The 16,294-nt window shown below is 55.7% G+C and carries 17 protein-coding genes; 8 read left to right on the forward strand and 9 right to left on the reverse strand.

Annotated elements, in window-relative coordinates; translation table 11 throughout:
* Positions 1-24 precede the first annotated feature (24 nt).
* Positions 25-720: a nucleotidyltransferase family protein gene (locus EDM04_RS14500; protein ID WP_123623316.1), complete on the reverse strand. Its 696-nt coding sequence runs from the start codon at positions 718-720 to the stop codon at positions 25-27.
* Positions 717-1,391 carry a helix-turn-helix domain-containing protein gene (locus EDM04_RS14505; protein WP_123623318.1) on the reverse strand — a complete coding sequence of 225 codons (675 nt, stop codon included), beginning with the start codon at positions 1,389-1,391 and terminating at the stop codon, positions 717-719. The genes EDM04_RS14500 and EDM04_RS14505 overlap by 4 nt, the downstream gene beginning before the upstream one ends.
* A 166-nt stretch (positions 1,392-1,557) precedes the next feature.
* Between EDM04_RS14505 and EDM04_RS14510 the strand changes: the two genes are divergently transcribed.
* The 3 genes from EDM04_RS14510 to EDM04_RS14525 all read left to right on the forward strand — a co-directional run bounded on the left by EDM04_RS14510 (position 1,558) and on the right by EDM04_RS14525 (position 5,155).
* The gene (locus tag EDM04_RS14510) at positions 1,558-2,487 is read left to right on the forward strand and encodes a hypothetical protein (protein WP_123623320.1); all 930 of its coding nucleotides are present in this window, start codon (positions 1,558-1,560) and stop codon (positions 2,485-2,487) included.
* A 941-nt stretch (positions 2,488-3,428) separates the two neighbouring features.
* Positions 3,429-4,859, forward strand: coding sequence for a lamin tail domain-containing protein (locus tag EDM04_RS14520; RefSeq protein ID WP_123623324.1), 1,431 nt, complete (start codon positions 3,429-3,431; stop codon positions 4,857-4,859).
* Positions 4,856-5,155, forward strand: coding sequence for a DUF3006 family protein (locus EDM04_RS14525; protein ID WP_123623326.1), 300 nt, complete (start codon positions 4,856-4,858; stop codon positions 5,153-5,155). The genes EDM04_RS14520 and EDM04_RS14525 overlap by 4 nt, the downstream gene beginning before the upstream one ends.
* Positions 5,156-5,165: 10 nt before the next feature.
* Here EDM04_RS14525 and EDM04_RS14530 read toward each other — a convergent pair whose 3' ends face one another.
* On the reverse strand, positions 5,166-6,041 hold the full coding sequence (locus EDM04_RS14530) for a hypothetical protein (RefSeq protein ID WP_123623328.1): 876 nt from the start codon (positions 6,039-6,041) through the stop codon (positions 5,166-5,168).
* A gap of 470 nt (positions 6,042-6,511) precedes the next feature.
* Between EDM04_RS14530 and EDM04_RS14535 the strand changes: the two genes are divergently transcribed.
* Complete coding sequence (locus tag EDM04_RS14535) at positions 6,512-6,925, forward strand: TRAM domain-containing protein (RefSeq protein WP_394338987.1); 414 nt, start codon at positions 6,512-6,514, stop codon at positions 6,923-6,925.
* A 225-nt stretch (positions 6,926-7,150) separates the two neighbouring features.
* On the opposite strand, the gene EDM04_RS14540 is transcribed toward EDM04_RS14535, so the two are convergent.
* Positions 7,151-8,038 carry an SDR family NAD(P)-dependent oxidoreductase gene (locus EDM04_RS14540; protein WP_123623330.1) on the reverse strand — a complete coding sequence of 296 codons (888 nt, stop codon included), beginning with the start codon at positions 8,036-8,038 and terminating at the stop codon, positions 7,151-7,153.
* A gap of 298 nt (positions 8,039-8,336) precedes the next feature.
* On the opposite strand from EDM04_RS14540, the gene EDM04_RS14545 reads away from it, so the two are divergent.
* From EDM04_RS14545 to EDM04_RS14555, 3 genes are all read left to right on the forward strand, one after another.
* Positions 8,337-8,618 carry a helix-turn-helix transcriptional regulator gene (locus EDM04_RS14545; RefSeq protein WP_123623368.1) on the forward strand — a complete coding sequence of 94 codons (282 nt, stop codon included), beginning with the start codon at positions 8,337-8,339 and terminating at the stop codon, positions 8,616-8,618.
* Between the two features lie 156 nt (positions 8,619-8,774).
* Positions 8,775-9,077, forward strand: a complete 303-nt coding sequence (locus EDM04_RS14550; protein ID WP_095638097.1) for an AbrB/MazE/SpoVT family DNA-binding domain-containing protein — start codon at positions 8,775-8,777, stop codon at positions 9,075-9,077.
* A complete protein-coding gene (locus tag EDM04_RS14555) occupies positions 9,077-9,496 on the forward strand; it encodes a PIN domain-containing protein (RefSeq protein WP_123623332.1) in 420 nt (139 codons plus the stop codon). The genes EDM04_RS14550 and EDM04_RS14555 overlap by 1 nt, the downstream gene beginning before the upstream one ends.
* 66 nt (positions 9,497-9,562) lie before the next feature.
* Here EDM04_RS14555 and EDM04_RS14560 read toward each other — a convergent pair whose 3' ends face one another.
* Genes EDM04_RS14560 through EDM04_RS14570 form a run of 3 tightly spaced genes read right to left on the reverse strand, consistent with a single transcriptional unit; the run spans position 9,563 to position 11,630 of the window.
* Positions 9,563-10,606 (reverse strand): restriction endonuclease, encoded by a 1,044-nt coding sequence (locus EDM04_RS14560; protein WP_123623334.1) that lies wholly within the window; start codon positions 10,604-10,606, stop codon positions 9,563-9,565.
* On the reverse strand, positions 10,603-11,289 hold the full coding sequence (locus EDM04_RS18845) for a hypothetical protein (RefSeq protein ID WP_241154931.1): 687 nt from the start codon (positions 11,287-11,289) through the stop codon (positions 10,603-10,605). The genes EDM04_RS14560 and EDM04_RS18845 overlap by 4 nt, the downstream gene beginning before the upstream one ends.
* Complete coding sequence (locus EDM04_RS14570) at positions 11,289-11,630, reverse strand: hypothetical protein (RefSeq protein WP_123623372.1); 342 nt, start codon at positions 11,628-11,630, stop codon at positions 11,289-11,291. Before EDM04_RS14570 ends, EDM04_RS18845 begins: the two co-directional genes overlap by 1 nt.
* Positions 11,631-12,488: 858 nt before the next feature.
* Here EDM04_RS14570 and EDM04_RS14575 point away from each other — a divergent pair.
* On the forward strand, positions 12,489-13,289 hold the full coding sequence (locus tag EDM04_RS14575) for an SWIM zinc finger domain-containing protein (RefSeq protein ID WP_123623336.1): 801 nt from the start codon (positions 12,489-12,491) through the stop codon (positions 13,287-13,289).
* 12 nt (positions 13,290-13,301) lie between these two features.
* On the opposite strand, the gene EDM04_RS14580 is transcribed toward EDM04_RS14575, so the two are convergent.
* Positions 13,302-14,474, reverse strand: coding sequence for a tubulin/FtsZ family protein (locus tag EDM04_RS14580; protein ID WP_123623338.1), 1,173 nt, complete (start codon positions 14,472-14,474; stop codon positions 13,302-13,304).
* Positions 14,475-14,660: 186 nt separating this feature from the next.
* Positions 14,661-15,020 carry a hypothetical protein gene (locus EDM04_RS14585; RefSeq protein WP_123623340.1) on the reverse strand — a complete coding sequence of 120 codons (360 nt, stop codon included), beginning with the start codon at positions 15,018-15,020 and terminating at the stop codon, positions 14,661-14,663.
* Between the last annotated feature and the right edge of the window lie 1,274 nt (positions 15,021-16,294).

Genomic DNA, 16,294 nt, shown 5'->3' on the forward strand with positions numbered 1-16,294 from the left:
ACTCCTAACGAGGTCCCGACCACTTCACCTCAGGTGGTTAATCTGTGCAGACAGATACTCTTGGAGAGCGGTGACCGTTTCTTCTGAGACAGCTGAGGCCCCGAAGTCACTCCGAAATCCGTGCTTGAGTTCGTCGCTCTCCAAGATATCCAGTCCACGCTCAAGTTGCTCCCGTAGGGCATTGTCGTCTCCTCGCCGCAGATGGGGCGTGACAGCGTTGAGGTCGATCTCTTCAGCCACTGCCAGGACGTCTCGGAGGTCCGTTTCTCGGCCACTGTGGAGCTTTGCCGCCACGAGGACGGCCCCATCGATGACTCTGCCCGTCGTCGTCACTGTGCCCCCGCTCACCTCCTGTTGGTGGCTGTGGTCGTACAGGTAGTCGAATGACCACTGTGCCTCCGTCTGGCGACACCCGAGTCCGTTTACTAGGAGATCGAAGCCGATCGGCTGCTGCGGCGTGAGCCGCTTCTCGTACTCGATTACCTCGGTGTCGTAGAACCATTCCTTGGCGTGGCTGTCCGTTTCCTCGAATCCCTGCTGTTCGAGGAACTCGACGAAGTCAGCCTTGGAGTCCGGCGCGACGACGATATCGAGGTCCGTGGAGAAGCGAGCGTTGAACGCTGAGACAGCGTAGCCGCCAACAAGAACGTACTCGTGGCTCTCTTGGGTGAGCTCTTCGAGCAGTTCGATGAGCGCGTCACTTCGGTTATTGAAGCTCATGGCTGTGCCCGTTCGGTCTCTCGATACGTGACGCCGAGGTCGAGGTCCTCGTACATCCGATCGAACATCGCCAGCGCCGACTGGAACTGGGCGTAGTTCTCGCGCATATACTCGATTGTCTCGTCTCTTGGGATCACTGGGTACCCCTCGACGTGTTCGATGTCGAGTGACGCGCGTGGTTCAAGGACGATCTGCAGCGGTTCGTTCAACTCCTCTCGGGGCTGTCGCTCGAATGCGGTGGGAAGGTCGAAGGACTCAAAGAACGCCCCCCAGGCGTCGACATCCCGCTCACGGACGGCTAGGAACAACGGATAGTCGTTGGGCTCGCGACCGACCTGGTAGCCGCCCTGAGTCCACACGTAGACGGCGTCGATCCGCGCAAACGCGAACGGCCAGTCACCGAACTGTGGGATGACGTAGGCCTCTTCGATGGAGGGTGGACTGATGCTGGCGCTGGCAGCGACGAACTCGAGCGCTGCGTCGCGTACGCGCTCGTCGACGACAGTGAGGCCGTCGTCATAGGAAACGTAGCCTGCGTCTTCCAGCCGATTGACGGCCTGTCTCACTGTCTCGTAGGGCGTATGGAGGTGTTGAGCGACACGGCGGATGGAGTCACCACTCTCGATGGCGAGGATAATCTGCGCCGCCGTGTCGTCGAGCACTTCGTACATCTGGTAGTTACCGGTAATACGGTAACAGACAAAAATCTTACTCGACTGGCGATAATGACGATCTCTCCATCCGTCTCGAAAGTCGTCTTGAGCCCTGAAAAAACGAAGATAACTGAGATCACCACCCGCCGGTACGCTTTTATCAGAACTCTGAGTCGGCTTTTTTATGCTCACCACACCGAACAGGGGACAGAGACAAATTGACGACGGGACGGTTTCCCAGTCAGCGCTGGATCTGCTGTACGCGATTGGCGAGTGGTACAACGGCGCTGAGTTCCATCGGGATGGGCAGTTGCTCTCGATCGCGACCTCACAGCCGCCGAAGCTTCAGACACTCATCGATTGTGGCGACAATTTTTGGGACTACCGCTACGCAGACGCGTTCGATGAGTTAGAATCTCTCGGCTGGGTTCGCGGGAGTGAGGACCCTGAGTGGATCCTGTCCAAGCCCGTGAAGTGGGCTCCGACGCGCCAAGGTCGGGCGGCGATTGGTGATTTCTTCCGCGAGGAGTTCATCGAGAAGTACAAAGGAATCATCCGCTCTGACGGCGGGCTCGTCGGGTACTTGGACGAGACGCTGACGCACCGGACGGGCGTGGAGCTCTGTCACTTTGCTGGTGGACACCCGATCTCTGCAATAGGAGACTTCAAAGATCACCCGTGGGAGAATATTGTGATGTACCCAGGCAATCGCAGACACACTCGACCGGATGTCGGCACCGCCAACGAGTGGACCAGCTGGGAAATCATCACCAGCCACGACGATCTCGTCGAGACCGCCGAGAAGTTGATGCGGATTCGCGGCCAGTACGAATACGTCCGCTGGCTTTTCGACACGCGAGAGACTGCCTTCCGTGTGCTGTCGTTCTTCCACGAATCGGACCTTACCGACATCCAGATCGTGAACGCGCCGTACGATAATTCCGAGAACTACTCACTCCAGACCGGTCGGGACTTTCTTAAGCGAAGTCGCGAGGACGATAGGTACTGCGTCAACGGCATCGACCAACTCGAAACGCTCCAGTCCCTCTGGGATCAGAAAGAGCACTTCGCCCAGACCTACAACCAGAAACCGCCGATCGAATCCACTCTGTGAACTACCCTCTCCTACTCGCTCACGGTTGAGGCTATTCGCTCCTTGAGAGATAGGCTTCCTGCTTTCAAGACGCTCTTTGTGGACATAACTGTGTCCGTAGGGAGCGCGATCTCCACAGACGTTCCTTCGGAGTGTCTCACTCCTAGTTGTCAACTACCCCACCCTACTTCGCTCAGTCTCTCGACTTCGCTCGTTGAGAGAAGGGCTTGTCCGTGAGATCGGCCTCGAACCTGTCCGGGTGGGCGGTGAATTCGAATCGGGATGTCCGCGAGTTTGGAGAGTGACAGCACAGTCTGACTGCCCTTCTTGTCGAGCTTGAAGCCAGTCTGACTGTATTTCATATAATTGTCTATTTCTCGGTTCTTCCAGACTAGACCCTGTTCCGGAATCCAGTTTTGGGATAGGAGGGGGTGTGGGGGGGTCTATGAATAATGGAAGCGGCCGAAAAGGTGGGGGTGGGGGGTCCTGGAATTATGCCGCTCGACCGCGTCAAACCACGATATCAGGCTCGTGAGTCTCTCATAACCTCAAATCCCAAAATCGATCTTTGAAACTTAGGGTTTTTTATAGGATACACGCGAACAATATCCGCGATGAGTTTCAATCGGGTTGTGTAGTGAACAACACGATTAGTATATGACAGAACCACATCTCCGTGAGATCTGAGTCGGTCTTCTCCCGATTTCTGTGGTGGTGGCGTCTCTCCCGTGGAATCGTCCTCGTTTTCTAAGTCACATCTGCCGAGAGGGTGGTACCTTCTCAGCCCGTTCCATTATTCATAGACCCCCTCCCCCACCCTTATCCATCTTTGTTCTGTTTCGAGATATCTCCCGGTCAGATTCTCTCAAAATATTCTATCGAGGATCTGTGAGTTAGTGTGAAAATACGACCTTATCGAGAGAGTGGCGTAGCTTTACACCCCACCAGTGACGACTGTGACCATGGAATCGCCACGGAAACTCACTACTCTTCTCATCATCGCTGGGATGGTTGTCCTCGCCGGTTGTGCCGGCGGGGTCCCTGGTGATCCAGCCCCTGCTGATACGGAACCAGCCAACGGTTCGTCAACCATCACAACCAACGGGAGTGTTGAGGTCCACTACGTCAACGTCGGTCAATCAGTTAGTACGCTCATTACGGGCCCAAACGGTGAGACGTTGCTCGTCGATACGGGCCACTATAACGACGACGGCGAACACGTACTAGCGTATCTCCAACGTCACGATATCTCGCGGATCGACCACCTCGTAACATCGCATAGTGACGCGGATCACATCGGTGGAAACGCCGCGATCATCGAGTACTACGAAACAGAAGCCGACGGGATCGGCGCAGTGTACGACCCCGGTATCGCGTCAAGCACACAAACCTACGCCGAGTATCTCGACGCGATCGAAGCACACGACGTGACACTGTACGAAACGCGCGAAGGCGACACGATCGACTTTGGTGATGTCGACGTCAATGTTCTCGGACCACCGGACCCGTACCTCGAAAACGAAGATCGCAACGAGAACAGCATTGTCCTCAAGCTCAGCCACGGCGAAACGAGCTTCCTGCTCTCAGGCGATGCCGAGGACGATCAGGAAGCATACCTCGTCGACAAATACGGGTCAGAGCTGGAGTCGACAATTCTGAAAGCCGGCCACCACGGCTCTGCGAGCTCGTCAAGTGGAGCATTTCTTGATGCGGTCGATCCGCAAGCAGTCGTAATCTCGAGCGCGTATGATTCCCAATACGGACATCCCCACGAGGAGGTCCTCGAACGACTCGCTGAGCGTTCACACCCAGCGTATTGGACCGCCACGCACGGCAACATCGTCTTGACTAGTGACGGACAGACCGTTACTGTCCAAACCCAGCGAGACGCCCCGACTGATCCGAGTACGCTCCGTGAGGGCGATCCGATCGACGTTGGAGTGCCTGACGCTGTTAGTGACCGTGCCCGCATTGAGAGCGATGGGACAACCAGTATCGACACCGGCAGCACCGACACTCCCGACGAGACGGACAGCGAGACTGATGAGACGACGGCTGAGGCTGGCCTGACAGTCGCCGAAATCCACGCGGACGCGACTGGTGATGACCGAGACAATCTGAACGACGAATACGTTGTCTTTGAGAACACCGGTAACGAGACGCTGGATCTGTCTGGCTGGACGATCGAAGACGAAGCAGGCCAGAGGTACACTGTTCCCGAGGGGTTCGAGCTTGCTGCCGGTGATACCGTGACACTTCATACAGGGAGTGGAACGAGTACAACTACTGAGTTGTACTGGGGTTCTGGGTCGCCGATTTGGAACAACGACGGGGACACCGTGATCGTCAGTACTCCTAACGGGGAGCGTGTCCTAGAGGAGACATATTCATGACTGATCTAGTTGATCTGAAAGACGGCGAATACACAGCCGTTGTGGACTCAATCGAAGATGGGTTAGCCACCGTGTTTTTCGAACGCGATGGCGAGGAGGTAGGGAATGCTGTCTTGGAAGCTGATCGACTCCCTGAGGACGGAAAACATGCTGATGCGATCCTCACAGCCACCGTCGTCGACGGCGACTTGGAGACAGTACAGTACGAACCCGAGCAGACCACGAAGCGATCAGACGCAGTTCAGAATCGGTTTGATCGGCTCTCAAAACGACCGCCGTCAGAAGAGGACTCGTAGGACCCTCAGGTTACGTCACAAGGTGGTTACCCGGTTTCTTAGTCCATTGCTGGCCGACGTACTCCGCGATGAGCACGAGTACAGTAACGATCATGCCGGTCGCAAACCCTGTTCCATGAGCAATTACGCTGACAAATCGCCCCGTTTCATCTAGTTGGACTTGGAATAACTGCGAAAGGAGTACGACCACTACTACACAGCCAACTACGATAGGCAGGAGTCCATCACGCTGTGACCAAGCCCATGCCCGCCACGTCGGAATTTTAGGCCTGTTTCTGGCAATCCCGATTCCGATCGCGGAGGCAACAATCGTACACAGGACGACAGCTACCGACGGAGACAACACAGCAGACGTGAATGTGAGCGCGGAGAGCGCTCCGAGAACAATTGTTCCAGTCGTCGCCACGCCAGCGTCGTAGCCATACCTAGCGGTCGCTGTGCGTGCCAGTGAGACGTACAGCAATCCACCAAACGCACTCACGACGCCGGAAAATCCGCGTGCCGTCGTTGCGTCCGCAACGAGATTCCACTGGACCTTCAGCAGCCAGTAATCCACGAGCTTTGTCATCGGCGGTGCGAGCACAAGACACCCGACTACAGCGAACCAGAACGGACGTCGACGCGTCCATGTCATAGAGAGTGCGTACGCTGATGCCATCACGATCGCGTACCACGTGACGCTGGACGCTAGATGCGAAACGCTATCGTGGAGGATTGCCGCGGTCCACGCCGAGACAACAGTGGGCTCGCCGTACGTGAACAGGAACTGCGAGCGGAGTGCTTCGGGGAGAAGGAAATGAACAGCGACGAGGACCCCAACTACCCCAGAGAGAATGGCAATCTCCATCGCGTCGGTTGAGGTTCGGGCTCCCTGTCGTCGAGACATTCACGCTGGGTTGACTAGGAGCAAATAAAAAGGGACAGATCGGTCCACTCGTGGGGGGCCAAATATTCGGAAGTTGGATAGCGATCGAGCATAATCTTAACCAACAAAAATTGAAGGTGAAAAGCGCATGTTGGTTAATCGTGCTGGTGGTCTACTCCACCGGAAACCTGGTGCGTTTGGCCCGCAAAGCCGCCAAAAGCTTAGGTTCAAGCCGGGTGATATTCATTTGGAAGGGACTGTCACACGCTCCTTCCACCCCTTCGCATGAACGCTGATGAATCGCCCCTCGGTCGGTGCCCGAAATGTGGTGAGGACATATCCGAAGCATGGATTCTCGTTGAGTACGAGAAGGACGACGGCACAGAGGGCGTGTGGACCGAGTGTCCGGCTTGTGAGGACGTTGTAGCCCCGGAGTAGAGAGACAGCAGAGTAATGTGTGATTCGCCGCGTATGCGGTGTACGGTCTACAAATGGATATCTCAGATCAACTTCAGTGTCTGTTCTCAGGGAAAGTCGAAGAGCGTAACGGATCATATATGATTGAGATACCGGAACAAGAGCTCCGCCTGGGGAACCTAGAGGCGGACGAAACGTACCGTATCGCTGTGTTGCCGTCACCCACGACCAGCGACCCCACCACTACTGACACCGATCCACAACCCGAGCAGGCGTCACAGACGCCCCCCGTCGAGGAAGGAGAGCAACGCACCGTCGAAATCGAAGATATTGGCGATCAAGGCGATGGGATCACCCGTGTTGAGCGCGGGTTCGTCGTCATTGTTCCCGACACCAAACAGAGTGAGCGTGTCACTATCGAGATCACTGATGTCCGCGAGAATGTCGCCTTCGCGGAAGTTGTCGATCGCGTCAGTTACTACGAGTAGTTTGAACCGTTCAATCTCTTTGTCTGTGGGCGGGATCGCGTGAGCGATACAGGAGATTCACTTATGTTGGCCCGTGGGATTTGTGCTTGCTCTCGACGAAATAGGACACTTCACAGAGGAAGTAGAATGAGTACAACTATTGAGTTGTACTGGACTTCTGCTGCTCCGTTGTAATACAATAACGAGGATACCGTGATCGTCACCAATGCTAACAGTGGGCGCATCTTAGTTGGTGCTAGACGTCGGCCAGTCGGATGTAATGCCGACCAGCTCGGCACTCATTCGCCAGAGTCGCCGTCGCACCGTTTGGTTCGTTGCCTCGGGTGCAGGATCTGTGGGACCATCGCTGCCGATATATTGGCCACTCATAGAGCCGTACGTCGGCTCCACCAAGAGCGTTTGGAGGCGTACGGCGGCTGCCTGTTTTGAGGTGGCGACACCCGGAACCAACCCCGCGATCCGAACCAGCAGTCGCGTTCGGAGCGACGCCTCGCGGAACAGGTCCGTCGACGGAACGAACCCCGGATGAACGCAGTTGACTGTGACCGCTGAGTCACCTGAGAGCCGGTCATCAAGTTCGACCGTGAACGCGATGTTCGCCAGCTTCGAGCGGGCGTACGCGTCGAGTGAGTCGTACTCGTCCGTCAGCTGTAGGTCGTCCAGATCGAGTGTTGCCCGCCGATGGATGTCCGAGGCAGTAACGACAACACGCGGATCAGGTGCGTCACGGAGATGGTCGAGTAATTCGTATGTCAGGAGGTAGGGGGCCAAGTGGTTCACCGCGAGCGTGATCTCGATTCCGTCTGGACTCTCACGACGTGACCCAGCCGAGAGTCCAGCGTTGTGAGCGAGGACATCGATCCGATCGTACTCGCGTTTCACGGTTGCTGCGAGGGACCGGATGGTGGATTGGGAGGCGAGGTCAGCCTGATGGAACTCGATTGTTCCGGCAAGGTCTTCGGACTGTTCTGTGAGGGTGGCTCCCTTCGACTCGTCGCGGCCGACGACTGCGACGGTCGCACCTCGTTGTGCAAGGTTGACCGCTGCCACCCGTCCGAACCCGCTTGTTCCGCCGGTGAGAAGGATCGTGCGGTCGGAGAGGTCGTCGGTCATACCCCGTTTCGACGTCGACGGTCCAAAAGCGCGAGGAGCACATACATGGCACCGATCACGCGGACGCCGTCGGTGAGGTGTTCGTTCCACTCCACCGACTCCGGGTCTTCGTACACGAGCGGCCGCTAAATACTCTTAACCAACAGATTGGAGAGTAAGAGTGCGTGTTGGTTAATTCAGATATTATGATCTCCTGAGCTACTACTCTACTGTGTTCGATGCTGACAGAGAAGCTATCATTGGAACATCATTTCGAAGATCAGTAGTTATTTCAAAACTTGAATACGTTAGGTGGAGTATGTATGATCTCACGGGCTTTCAACGCGACTTGCTGTACGTAATTGCCGGCCTTGATGACCCACACGGGCTCGCAATCAAAGACGAACTCGAGGACTACTACGAAAAAGAGATCCACCACGGTCGGCTCTATCCGAATCTCGACACGCTCGTTGAGAAGGGACTTGTCGAAAAAAGTCAGCGCGATCGACGAACTAACGAGTACACCACCACTCGTCGAGGCACCAGAGAGATCGAGGCCCGAGCTGAATGGGAAGCCAGGTATATTGACCACGACGCGTGATCGAACCGCTACGTTCGAGGACTGTTTGACTCTAGTACTTCACGTCCCTCAAAAGCCGAACCAAACTTCGAACTCGACTAAACACCCGACAGAGGAGCAACAACTGTTTGCCAATAAAAAGAAAATTTGATTATGATCGAGATCTAATTATGAACTATGAGTAAGACAGAACAGTCAAATAATTCTGAAAAAGAGATCGTCGCCGTCACTAAGCACGGCCAGGCGACCATCCCAAAACGGTTCCGCGAGAAGCTCGGGATCGAAGCGCCTGGGAAGGTGTTGTTCCGGGAAACCGAAGATGGAGAGGTGATCGTTGAACAGGTCCGCTCACCGAGCGAGATGCGCGGCTTTGCCGCCCGTAGCGAAGCGAGTACGGACAAGCCTGCGTCCGAGATCCTCAAAGAGAAACGCGACCAGGACCGGAAAGAACGTGACTCGCAGTTCTCAACTGAAGAGTAATGTCGGTTCCTGACCGCGTTGTCTTCGACGCCGAGCCACTGATAGCACACGCCGACGATGAACCAGGCAGCGAGATTGTAGAAGAGTATCTCGACGCGGTCGCAGTCGAGGACACCGTCGGCTACGCCAGCTACGTGAATCTCGCTGAGATCCGGTACACAATCGCCCGAAAGTACGACCGCGACACAGCCGACGAGTATCTCGACTGGCTGACTGATCTCGGTATCAAAACGGTAGATGTCGGCGATACTTGGACGGACGCCTCGGAGTATACGCTCAGGTATAATCCTGCGCTTGGCGACTCGTTCGCGCTGGCAACGGCTGAACATGTCGACGCGACGCTCTTCGTTGGCGGTGACGACGATTATGACGATGTCTCCGATATCCCGATCGAACGATTCCGCGACGGTTCCGCGTAGGCACCCGTTCGAAGACCTCCAAATCGGTGTAGTTGACGGAGAACTGAAAAGCCATGAACTAACTATTCAGTGGCCGGCTGCGGGATGCGTATCGTCGTCTTGATCGGTATCAATCGGTTCGTAGTCGTAGTCCATCCCCACGGGAGTGAAGCCAGGAACGTAGCTAAACCGTTTGCCAGGCTCTCCGTAGAACATCACGGGGAGAGTGCCTCGACCGTCACGAGCGTTGTACTGTGGAGGCCATTCGTTGAGTTCAGCAGACGGCTTGTACACGTGAGGCGCAGGAAGCGCACCCCGTTCAAGATCCCGCAGATCGAGGACCCGAACTTCGAAGTGGCGGGCGAGCTCCTCAGCCCGAGCTGTGATATCGGTCGTATGACAGAGGACCGGCATGGCCCGGCAGGCAAACGCAATCGTACACAGCCGGAAGATCGTCGACGGCGTGATCGTGTCGCTCGTCCAGTCTTTACACTGAGCGACAATCCAATCAGTCGGCTGCTGTTGTTTTGGCTTCCGCTTGGCGACGACATCGACCTCGAGACCGAACAGGTGCTGGCGCGTCTCTGCTTGATACCCCCACCGCATCAACGCGCGTTGGAGTTGATACTCAAGCCATCGCCCATCGCCAACCCCACGCCCAGCCACGTCTACATAGACAGATCGGTGACTGGAGAGTTGCTCAGGCAGCGTGGAGTTGTCCGTCGACCCCTCAGAAAGTGCGTCCTGAAGGATGACGATGTGGTCTTGAATCGTTTCGAGTGTTTGCTCGATCGAATACTCTTGTGAGGAGTGGTCGTACCCCTGAATGGAGAGATCCTCAAGCAGCCGATCGAGACGTAGTTCGATGTGATACAGTACCTGAGCAGGGCCATCCCACGTCACCACCTCATGATCGCCTTGGGACAGGGGATGCTCTGTATCCGCGAGCTGTCGACGGATCGCTTTGAGCGCGTAAAGCGCGAGGAACAACCGCCGCCGTGTGGTGACAGCTTGGACGGTCGTAAGTGTCTCCTCTTCTGAGAGAGCGTCCCGAAGGGTCTCGATCGTGTCGATGAGTTGGGTGAGTTCACGATCGAATCCCGGTGGAAGCGAGAGTGGTTCGTCCGTCATTTGGAGAGTGGACTAGGGGTGAAGTGCTGGCGAGTCAGCGCTGTCTCTGAAAGCGGGAGGAGCGTTGGCTGTCCGTGAGTGCGAAGATGGTGGTAGAACTCGTCTGTCGTCGCAGGATACCACTGTGGGCTATCGCGCTCCCGGTAGCGAAGTTCGTCGTCGACAGAGACGACTACGCCCTGTTCGGTTGTGGCCGTCTTCGCGAACACGAGCGCTGGTGGATCCGGGCGCGCCCAGCTGTCACGGATCCACTCAACCATCGTTTCAAGCGGTGTCGGGTCGACAGGATCAGGGTACCGGGCGGCTGCTGGCGCGCGTATCGCGACGTCCTCGACACGGTCGCTACCACAGGAGCGCCACCCCGTGCCAGTCCACTCGAGTTCACGGCGTGTCCAAGACTCGCCTGTGCTGTCGGGTTCGAAGCGGAGGCGATGCGGTGGCGCACTCGGTGGGTTCCATTGAAGCAGGCAGGCACCGTCGTCAGCAAGCGTGAGGTCATCGCGACTGCGGTGAGACGCGAACAGTGCGGCATCGATCTGTGCCTGTGCCCGCCGGAGAGTTGCGAGTGGATCGCCACCCGGCATCGAAACGACGTCGTCACCATCGTTGACCGCTTCGAACAGCCGGTGGAAGTTGGAGTCGATCTCTCTGAGCGTCTCCAGTTCACGCTGGGAGTCAGCCATTAGGCGCCCTCCGAGTCCGGCTTGTAACACGCAGTCTGGAGTCGGCGGATGTGTTCGGCGAGGGGTTCGGTCGCGTCTGTCGGAGAGACGGACTTCGATCGGTCATCAAACGCGATTGCGCCGCATTCATCGAGCGTCTCGAGATGCGATTGGGTCAGCGAGATGTAGACTGAGGTGCGTTCGTTGCTCCTGATTTTACTGGGGTCAATCGCATTCTCAATGGCGGCGATTTCGACGGCCAGATCACCTGCGGTAATTGCTCCATGCGACTGTGAGAGTGAGAGCAAGACGCGCCGGCGACGACTGTTTGAGATTGCGTTGAACGCACGGTCTGGATCCATCGGGATGGCGAACGAGGTCGGATCGTCGGTGGCTTCGGTCACTTAGACCGACCCCACGATGACTGTTCGACCGGCGTTTCGCTGGCGACGGTTCGGTGGGTTACTGGAACTGGGCTGTACAACGCGGTGTGTCAGTGGGTCAGTGTCGAGTGAGGCACTCTGGGAAACAGAGTTATCACTCCTGGCCCTATTTGGGTTGGTTGCTGTCATTGGCTGGCAGCACGACTCCTCCGGCGCTTGGACGCCGGAGGGTTCCGTCAGGAATCGTGCGTGTCGTGCGTGAGTTGTGGAGAACTGCTTGTAACTTTTATATGAGTACCACAAACTAGGAGTCGGTTATTTGGCCATTTGAGGGCCTCTACAGTCGGAATTACCTTGTATTCTTAATCACCTGTTAAACTACGCTCCATCCACCACCGGTGGGTAAAAACAATCCGTCACTGCGGCGACTCTTCTCTATCTACTCAATAGACGGAGTAGGCCAAGTGAGTCAGGCCTGATCTCGAGCCGACGCACAAGCGTAGCGACTCGAATTTGACATGGTCGAGGGGAGGTGTTGACAGCTCCTCGACCACAAGGCCGCTGACAGCGCCGTGAGAAACAGTTGACTGCCCAAATGTGGAAACGGACTCGGTCATCTACCAAATGGCACAGCGGGTCCAGCAGGCGAGCTCACCAACGGTGGTCGAACACCAGCAAGTGGTGGAAGTCTCCGATATGTTTCCACGATATCCTCACTCAAGTATTCGTTCGTGCTCGTAACTGTGGAAGACCTCAAAAGAGACGCTTTTGAGAGGTGGCGGCCACAAGTGTGACAAGAGTATCGAGATCAGTAGAGTGATTTCGGAAGGGCTCCGCATGAATGTCGATACAGAAACCATCCAGGACCGATGTACCGATCCCGTGTTTGAGCGGGGACAAACCTATCGCAGGGAGGGACGGATCCAGCAGCTCGACCGGTTCGACGATCTCGTGTCAGCCGTTGTCAGCGGATCGAACCCGTACGACGTGACTATCAAATTCAGTGGCCGAAGTCTCGAGACTCAGTGTACCTGCCCATACGACGGCCAAGGCGACTGCAAACATATTGTTGCGGTGCTCCTAGCTATCGCAGGTGACCCGCCAAAAGATGAGAGTGAGCGTATCGAGGCTCTCCTTGCGGACGTCCCTGTCGAAGAGCTGCGTGCATTCGTCCACGAGATTCTTGCCACTCACAGTACGGTCCGAGAACAGTTTCTCGCGCAGTTCGGTGACGAACACAAATCGGTCGATGAGTATCGACAAGAGATTGAACACTTATTCGAGCAACACGCCGATCCGGTTGTATTCGAAGCGATCGACTTCTCTCGATTCTTCGATATTGCTGAACAGTACCGTGAGCGCGATCGATACCTCGCCGCTACGACTGTCTATCGAGCAGTGTTTGAGGAAGTGGATGAGAATTTCAATTGGATCGACGGTTCCTACGACCACTACGCACAGACGCTCCAGACCGCTCTCGATGGATACATCGACTGTATCTTGGCGACTGATCCCAACCCTGAGGACTTCGAGACGTACGCGGGTGTTTTGGAAACCCGGGCATCGACAGAGTCAGCAATCAACAGCGAGCAGTTCCGGCGAGCACTCGACGATCTTGAAGACCAATATCGCGAATAGACGACCACAATCTCAAAACAGTGACTCCAGTTCCCCGTCGCTATCCATCAACTCCGAGAAACGGTCCTCACTCTCGTCAGTGATCTCCCCGAGATTCTGTTGCGCTTCGATTGCGACCTGCTGGAGCTCTTTCACGCGCGGGACGTTCGTCACGCCGCCGAGCAGTACGAGCGCTGCGACCGTCCCTTCTCCACGCCGCGGATAGTCACCACCACGGACCTCCATCGAGCCGGTCTGTTCTTCGAGCCACTTGCGACCGTGCTCAATACCCTTCCGGTTGAGATACTCTGGTGGGCCGGCAACCACAAGCAGCGCCCGCTCCGTGCCCTTCACTTCACAGGGCAAAGTGAGTCGACCCAGCGTCGCCTTCCGGACGAGACTCGTGATCCGGTTGGTCGCCTCTGTACTGTCGATCCCAGCATTCGAATCGCCACGGAATCGCGAGAGCAACCCCTTCCGCTCTGGTTCGTCCACCTCGACGTCGGCATAGCCTAGCGAGGATATCCCGCCGCCTTTGAGTGTGTTAATGATCTCCGAGGAGTCGACCACACTCTCGGCGATGTCGCTTCCTTCGGTTATCTCGCCCGCACTGAAGAGAACGCCAAACCGCTGGACTAGCTCCTCGTTGATCGCATCGAACCCTTCCTCAACGGATTCACCCGAACTGCGCCACGCGTCGTTGTCGAACAGCATGAGGTTGTCCACCTCATCGACAAACGTCTTGAGAGACCGAGCGGCGTTCAGAGTGTAGATCCCACCCTCGTTGCTGCCGGGCAGAATACCGAGTCCGTACACAGGTTCGGTGTAGATTCGCTTGAGGTTCTTGGCGATCACGGGTGCCCCACCCGACCCCGTCCCGCCACCAAGCCCCGCAACGACGAGGAACGCATCGATCTCGTGGACCGGCACCTCGTCAAGCGCTCCTTGGATCTCGTCGATATCCTCCTCGGCCACTTCTGCGCCCAACTCGTTATCTGCGCCCACGCCGTGACCCTTCACTCGCGATTGCCCGATCAGGATCCGGCGGTCTGTCGGGAGGTGGTCGATTCCTTGGAGATCTGCTTTCGCCGTGTTGACGGTGATCGCTCCCCGAACGATATCAGCGCCTGTCCGTGCGTCGTAGGCCAGGAACTCGTCGACCACCTTCCCACCCGCCTGTCCGACCCCGATCAATGCGAGTTTCATGTGAACACACCACGTGTAGATACGCAGGTCGGACTGATAAAGGTTAGAAGCTCGAAAATATCGGGAAGAGGATGATACCACACGAAAAGCGTCGATACCTCCCATGTGGTCTCGGTCGTGAGATAGAGTGCGAGTACAGTTCTACATCCTCTGGTGAAATTGTGTGTCGTGGTTTGTCGAGTTCCCTTACTCGTTGTAGGGGTGGGTTTTCGTGTCGTGGTACCAGCCGTCGCCACCGAAGTATGGATGTGGTGTGACGAGGTCAACACCGGTCGTTCCTTCAGGCAGTGGCATGTTCCCAATCTTCTTACTCTGTTCTGCTATCTCTCTGCTGAACTCCATGTTAGAGTTGATACCAAACTCTCGAAGCATCCGCTCCAGCTTGATGTTGATCTGCTCCATCTTGATCCGCTGGTGGCGGTTGTTCACACCTTCTCGAAGGAGCAGTTCATGTGCTCGTGTTTTGGGGATGTCGTGGTAGTCTGCAATCTCATCGATGAGGTCCGCTAATTCGTCGGCTACGTAGCCGGAGATTTTCGTCGGCATCGCGATGTCTCTCGCGTAGTGGGTAATCAATGTGTCTGGTGAGTAACAAGGATTGATAATCAGTAGACATCCTCAATAACACTAGGGACTAGTCATGACTCTCCTAGCAGCGAGTGTCCTCACGCGATTCCCAACCGGACTGTGGAGGCGGTCATCGCTACCCGCCTGGTTGTATCTGCCCTGCCCGCAGCTCGTTGTCTCTGCCTGTCCCCACACTGAAAGTGAGTGGCTGTGTTGACGCGACTGTCTCTACCGGACGTCGGTCGTCGTTCCTCCGTGGGTGTGCCCGCCGGGATGATCTACTCGCTTGGTTGCGATAGCCACTCTGTCCGGACGGGCCACCTCCCGATCGGCGTCTGTCTCAACTTCTGACCGACTCGTCTCTCCCTTGCTAATTCAGTATCTGATTTCTGATACACTCTCTGCGACATCTCGCCCGATCTCATCTGTCTCTCCCTACTTCTTGGCTCCGGCCCGTCTCCTCGCCACGCGACCGACCTTCTGGCTAATTTGCTCTCAAAGCCCCTAACATTGTGAATTCACGGAACCTAACCACAGGGGAGGAGAGGCATATTAGAGCATCTCTAAAGCTCTCTCAGACCCTCAGAACCCAACCAGCGGGATTATCGGATAGGGTTAGTTAATGAAGAAACACCTCTATGAGCTTCCCGTCTTGTCATTATTTCATATATCAACAAACAAATAGTATTCATTACAAAGTACCCCAACTCGCTTCCAGTCGTGTCATTATTAGCTGTGTTTTTGGATTCAACGGTGTTCATTACAGAAGGGTCGCATCTGCCCACCGTCTGGTCATTATGGAATTAATGAAAAAATACGCCTAACCCGCCCCCGTCTAGTCATTAACTCTTGTTGTCGGAAGTGTCAATATGTTTGTGAGTGGCATTTTCTGTTTCATTACAATATGCCTGTATTTGGCTCTCGTCGTGTCATTATTGATTTCATGAACAGCTCCCGATTCTACGGTGCAGTCTTGTCATTACATCTTTGATGAGATTGGGCCGGACTCTTGGATCATCAAGAAATTGGTTAATGATAATCTTCCTAATATCGCCCCCCGTCTTGTCATTAAGGGTTTAATGAGGAGAGGGTACTTTCGCGGTCCCGTCTTGTCATTAATTAGATTCTCTACCCAGCTATTGTCTTATTTATTATATATGGAACGATTTCGTTTGTGTATCTGGGTCTGAGAATTGACGCTCGGTGGTCCTGTCGCGTGGGCGGTATCCGCACACGATACGATCTGGGTCGCC

The organism is Halorubrum sp. CSM-61, from assembly GCF_003781945.1.
Taxonomy (GTDB): domain Archaea; phylum Halobacteriota; class Halobacteria; order Halobacteriales; family Haloferacaceae; genus Halorubrum.

Bases quoted from the DNA above. Each gene is read 5' to 3' on its own strand.
- EDM04_RS14500 (WP_123623316.1), bottom strand. From the start codon at position 720: ATGAGCTTCAATAACCGAAGTGACGCGCTCATCGAACTGCTCGAAGAG.
- EDM04_RS14505 (WP_123623318.1), bottom strand. From the start codon at position 1,391: ATGTACGAAGTGCTCGACGACACGGCGGCGCAGATTATCCTCGCCATC.
- EDM04_RS14510 (WP_123623320.1), top strand. From the start codon at position 1,558: ATGCTCACCACACCGAACAGGGGACAGAGACAAATTGACGACGGGACG.
- EDM04_RS14520 (WP_123623324.1), top strand. From the start codon at position 3,429: ATGGAATCGCCACGGAAACTCACTACTCTTCTCATCATCGCTGGGATG.
- EDM04_RS14525 (WP_123623326.1), top strand. From the start codon at position 4,856: ATGACTGATCTAGTTGATCTGAAAGACGGCGAATACACAGCCGTTGTG.
- EDM04_RS14530 (WP_123623328.1), bottom strand. From the start codon at position 6,041: ATGTCTCGACGACAGGGAGCCCGAACCTCAACCGACGCGATGGAGATT.
- EDM04_RS14535 (WP_394338987.1), top strand. From the start codon at position 6,512: ATGGATATCTCAGATCAACTTCAGTGTCTGTTCTCAGGGAAAGTCGAA.
- EDM04_RS14540 (WP_123623330.1), bottom strand. From the start codon at position 8,038: ATGACCGACGACCTCTCCGACCGCACGATCCTTCTCACCGGCGGAACA.
- EDM04_RS14545 (WP_123623368.1), top strand. From the start codon at position 8,337: ATGTATGATCTCACGGGCTTTCAACGCGACTTGCTGTACGTAATTGCC.
- EDM04_RS14550 (WP_095638097.1), top strand. From the start codon at position 8,775: ATGAGTAAGACAGAACAGTCAAATAATTCTGAAAAAGAGATCGTCGCC.
- EDM04_RS14555 (WP_123623332.1), top strand. From the start codon at position 9,077: ATGTCGGTTCCTGACCGCGTTGTCTTCGACGCCGAGCCACTGATAGCA.
- EDM04_RS14560 (WP_123623334.1), bottom strand. From the start codon at position 10,606: ATGACGGACGAACCACTCTCGCTTCCACCGGGATTCGATCGTGAACTC.
- EDM04_RS18845 (WP_241154931.1), bottom strand. From the start codon at position 11,289: ATGGCTGACTCCCAGCGTGAACTGGAGACGCTCAGAGAGATCGACTCC.
- EDM04_RS14570 (WP_123623372.1), bottom strand. From the start codon at position 11,630: ATGGATCCAGACCGTGCGTTCAACGCAATCTCAAACAGTCGTCGCCGG.
- EDM04_RS14575 (WP_123623336.1), top strand. From the start codon at position 12,489: ATGAATGTCGATACAGAAACCATCCAGGACCGATGTACCGATCCCGTG.
- EDM04_RS14580 (WP_123623338.1), bottom strand. From the start codon at position 14,474: ATGAAACTCGCATTGATCGGGGTCGGACAGGCGGGTGGGAAGGTGGTC.
- EDM04_RS14585 (WP_123623340.1), bottom strand. From the start codon at position 15,020: ATGCCGACGAAAATCTCCGGCTACGTAGCCGACGAATTAGCGGACCTC.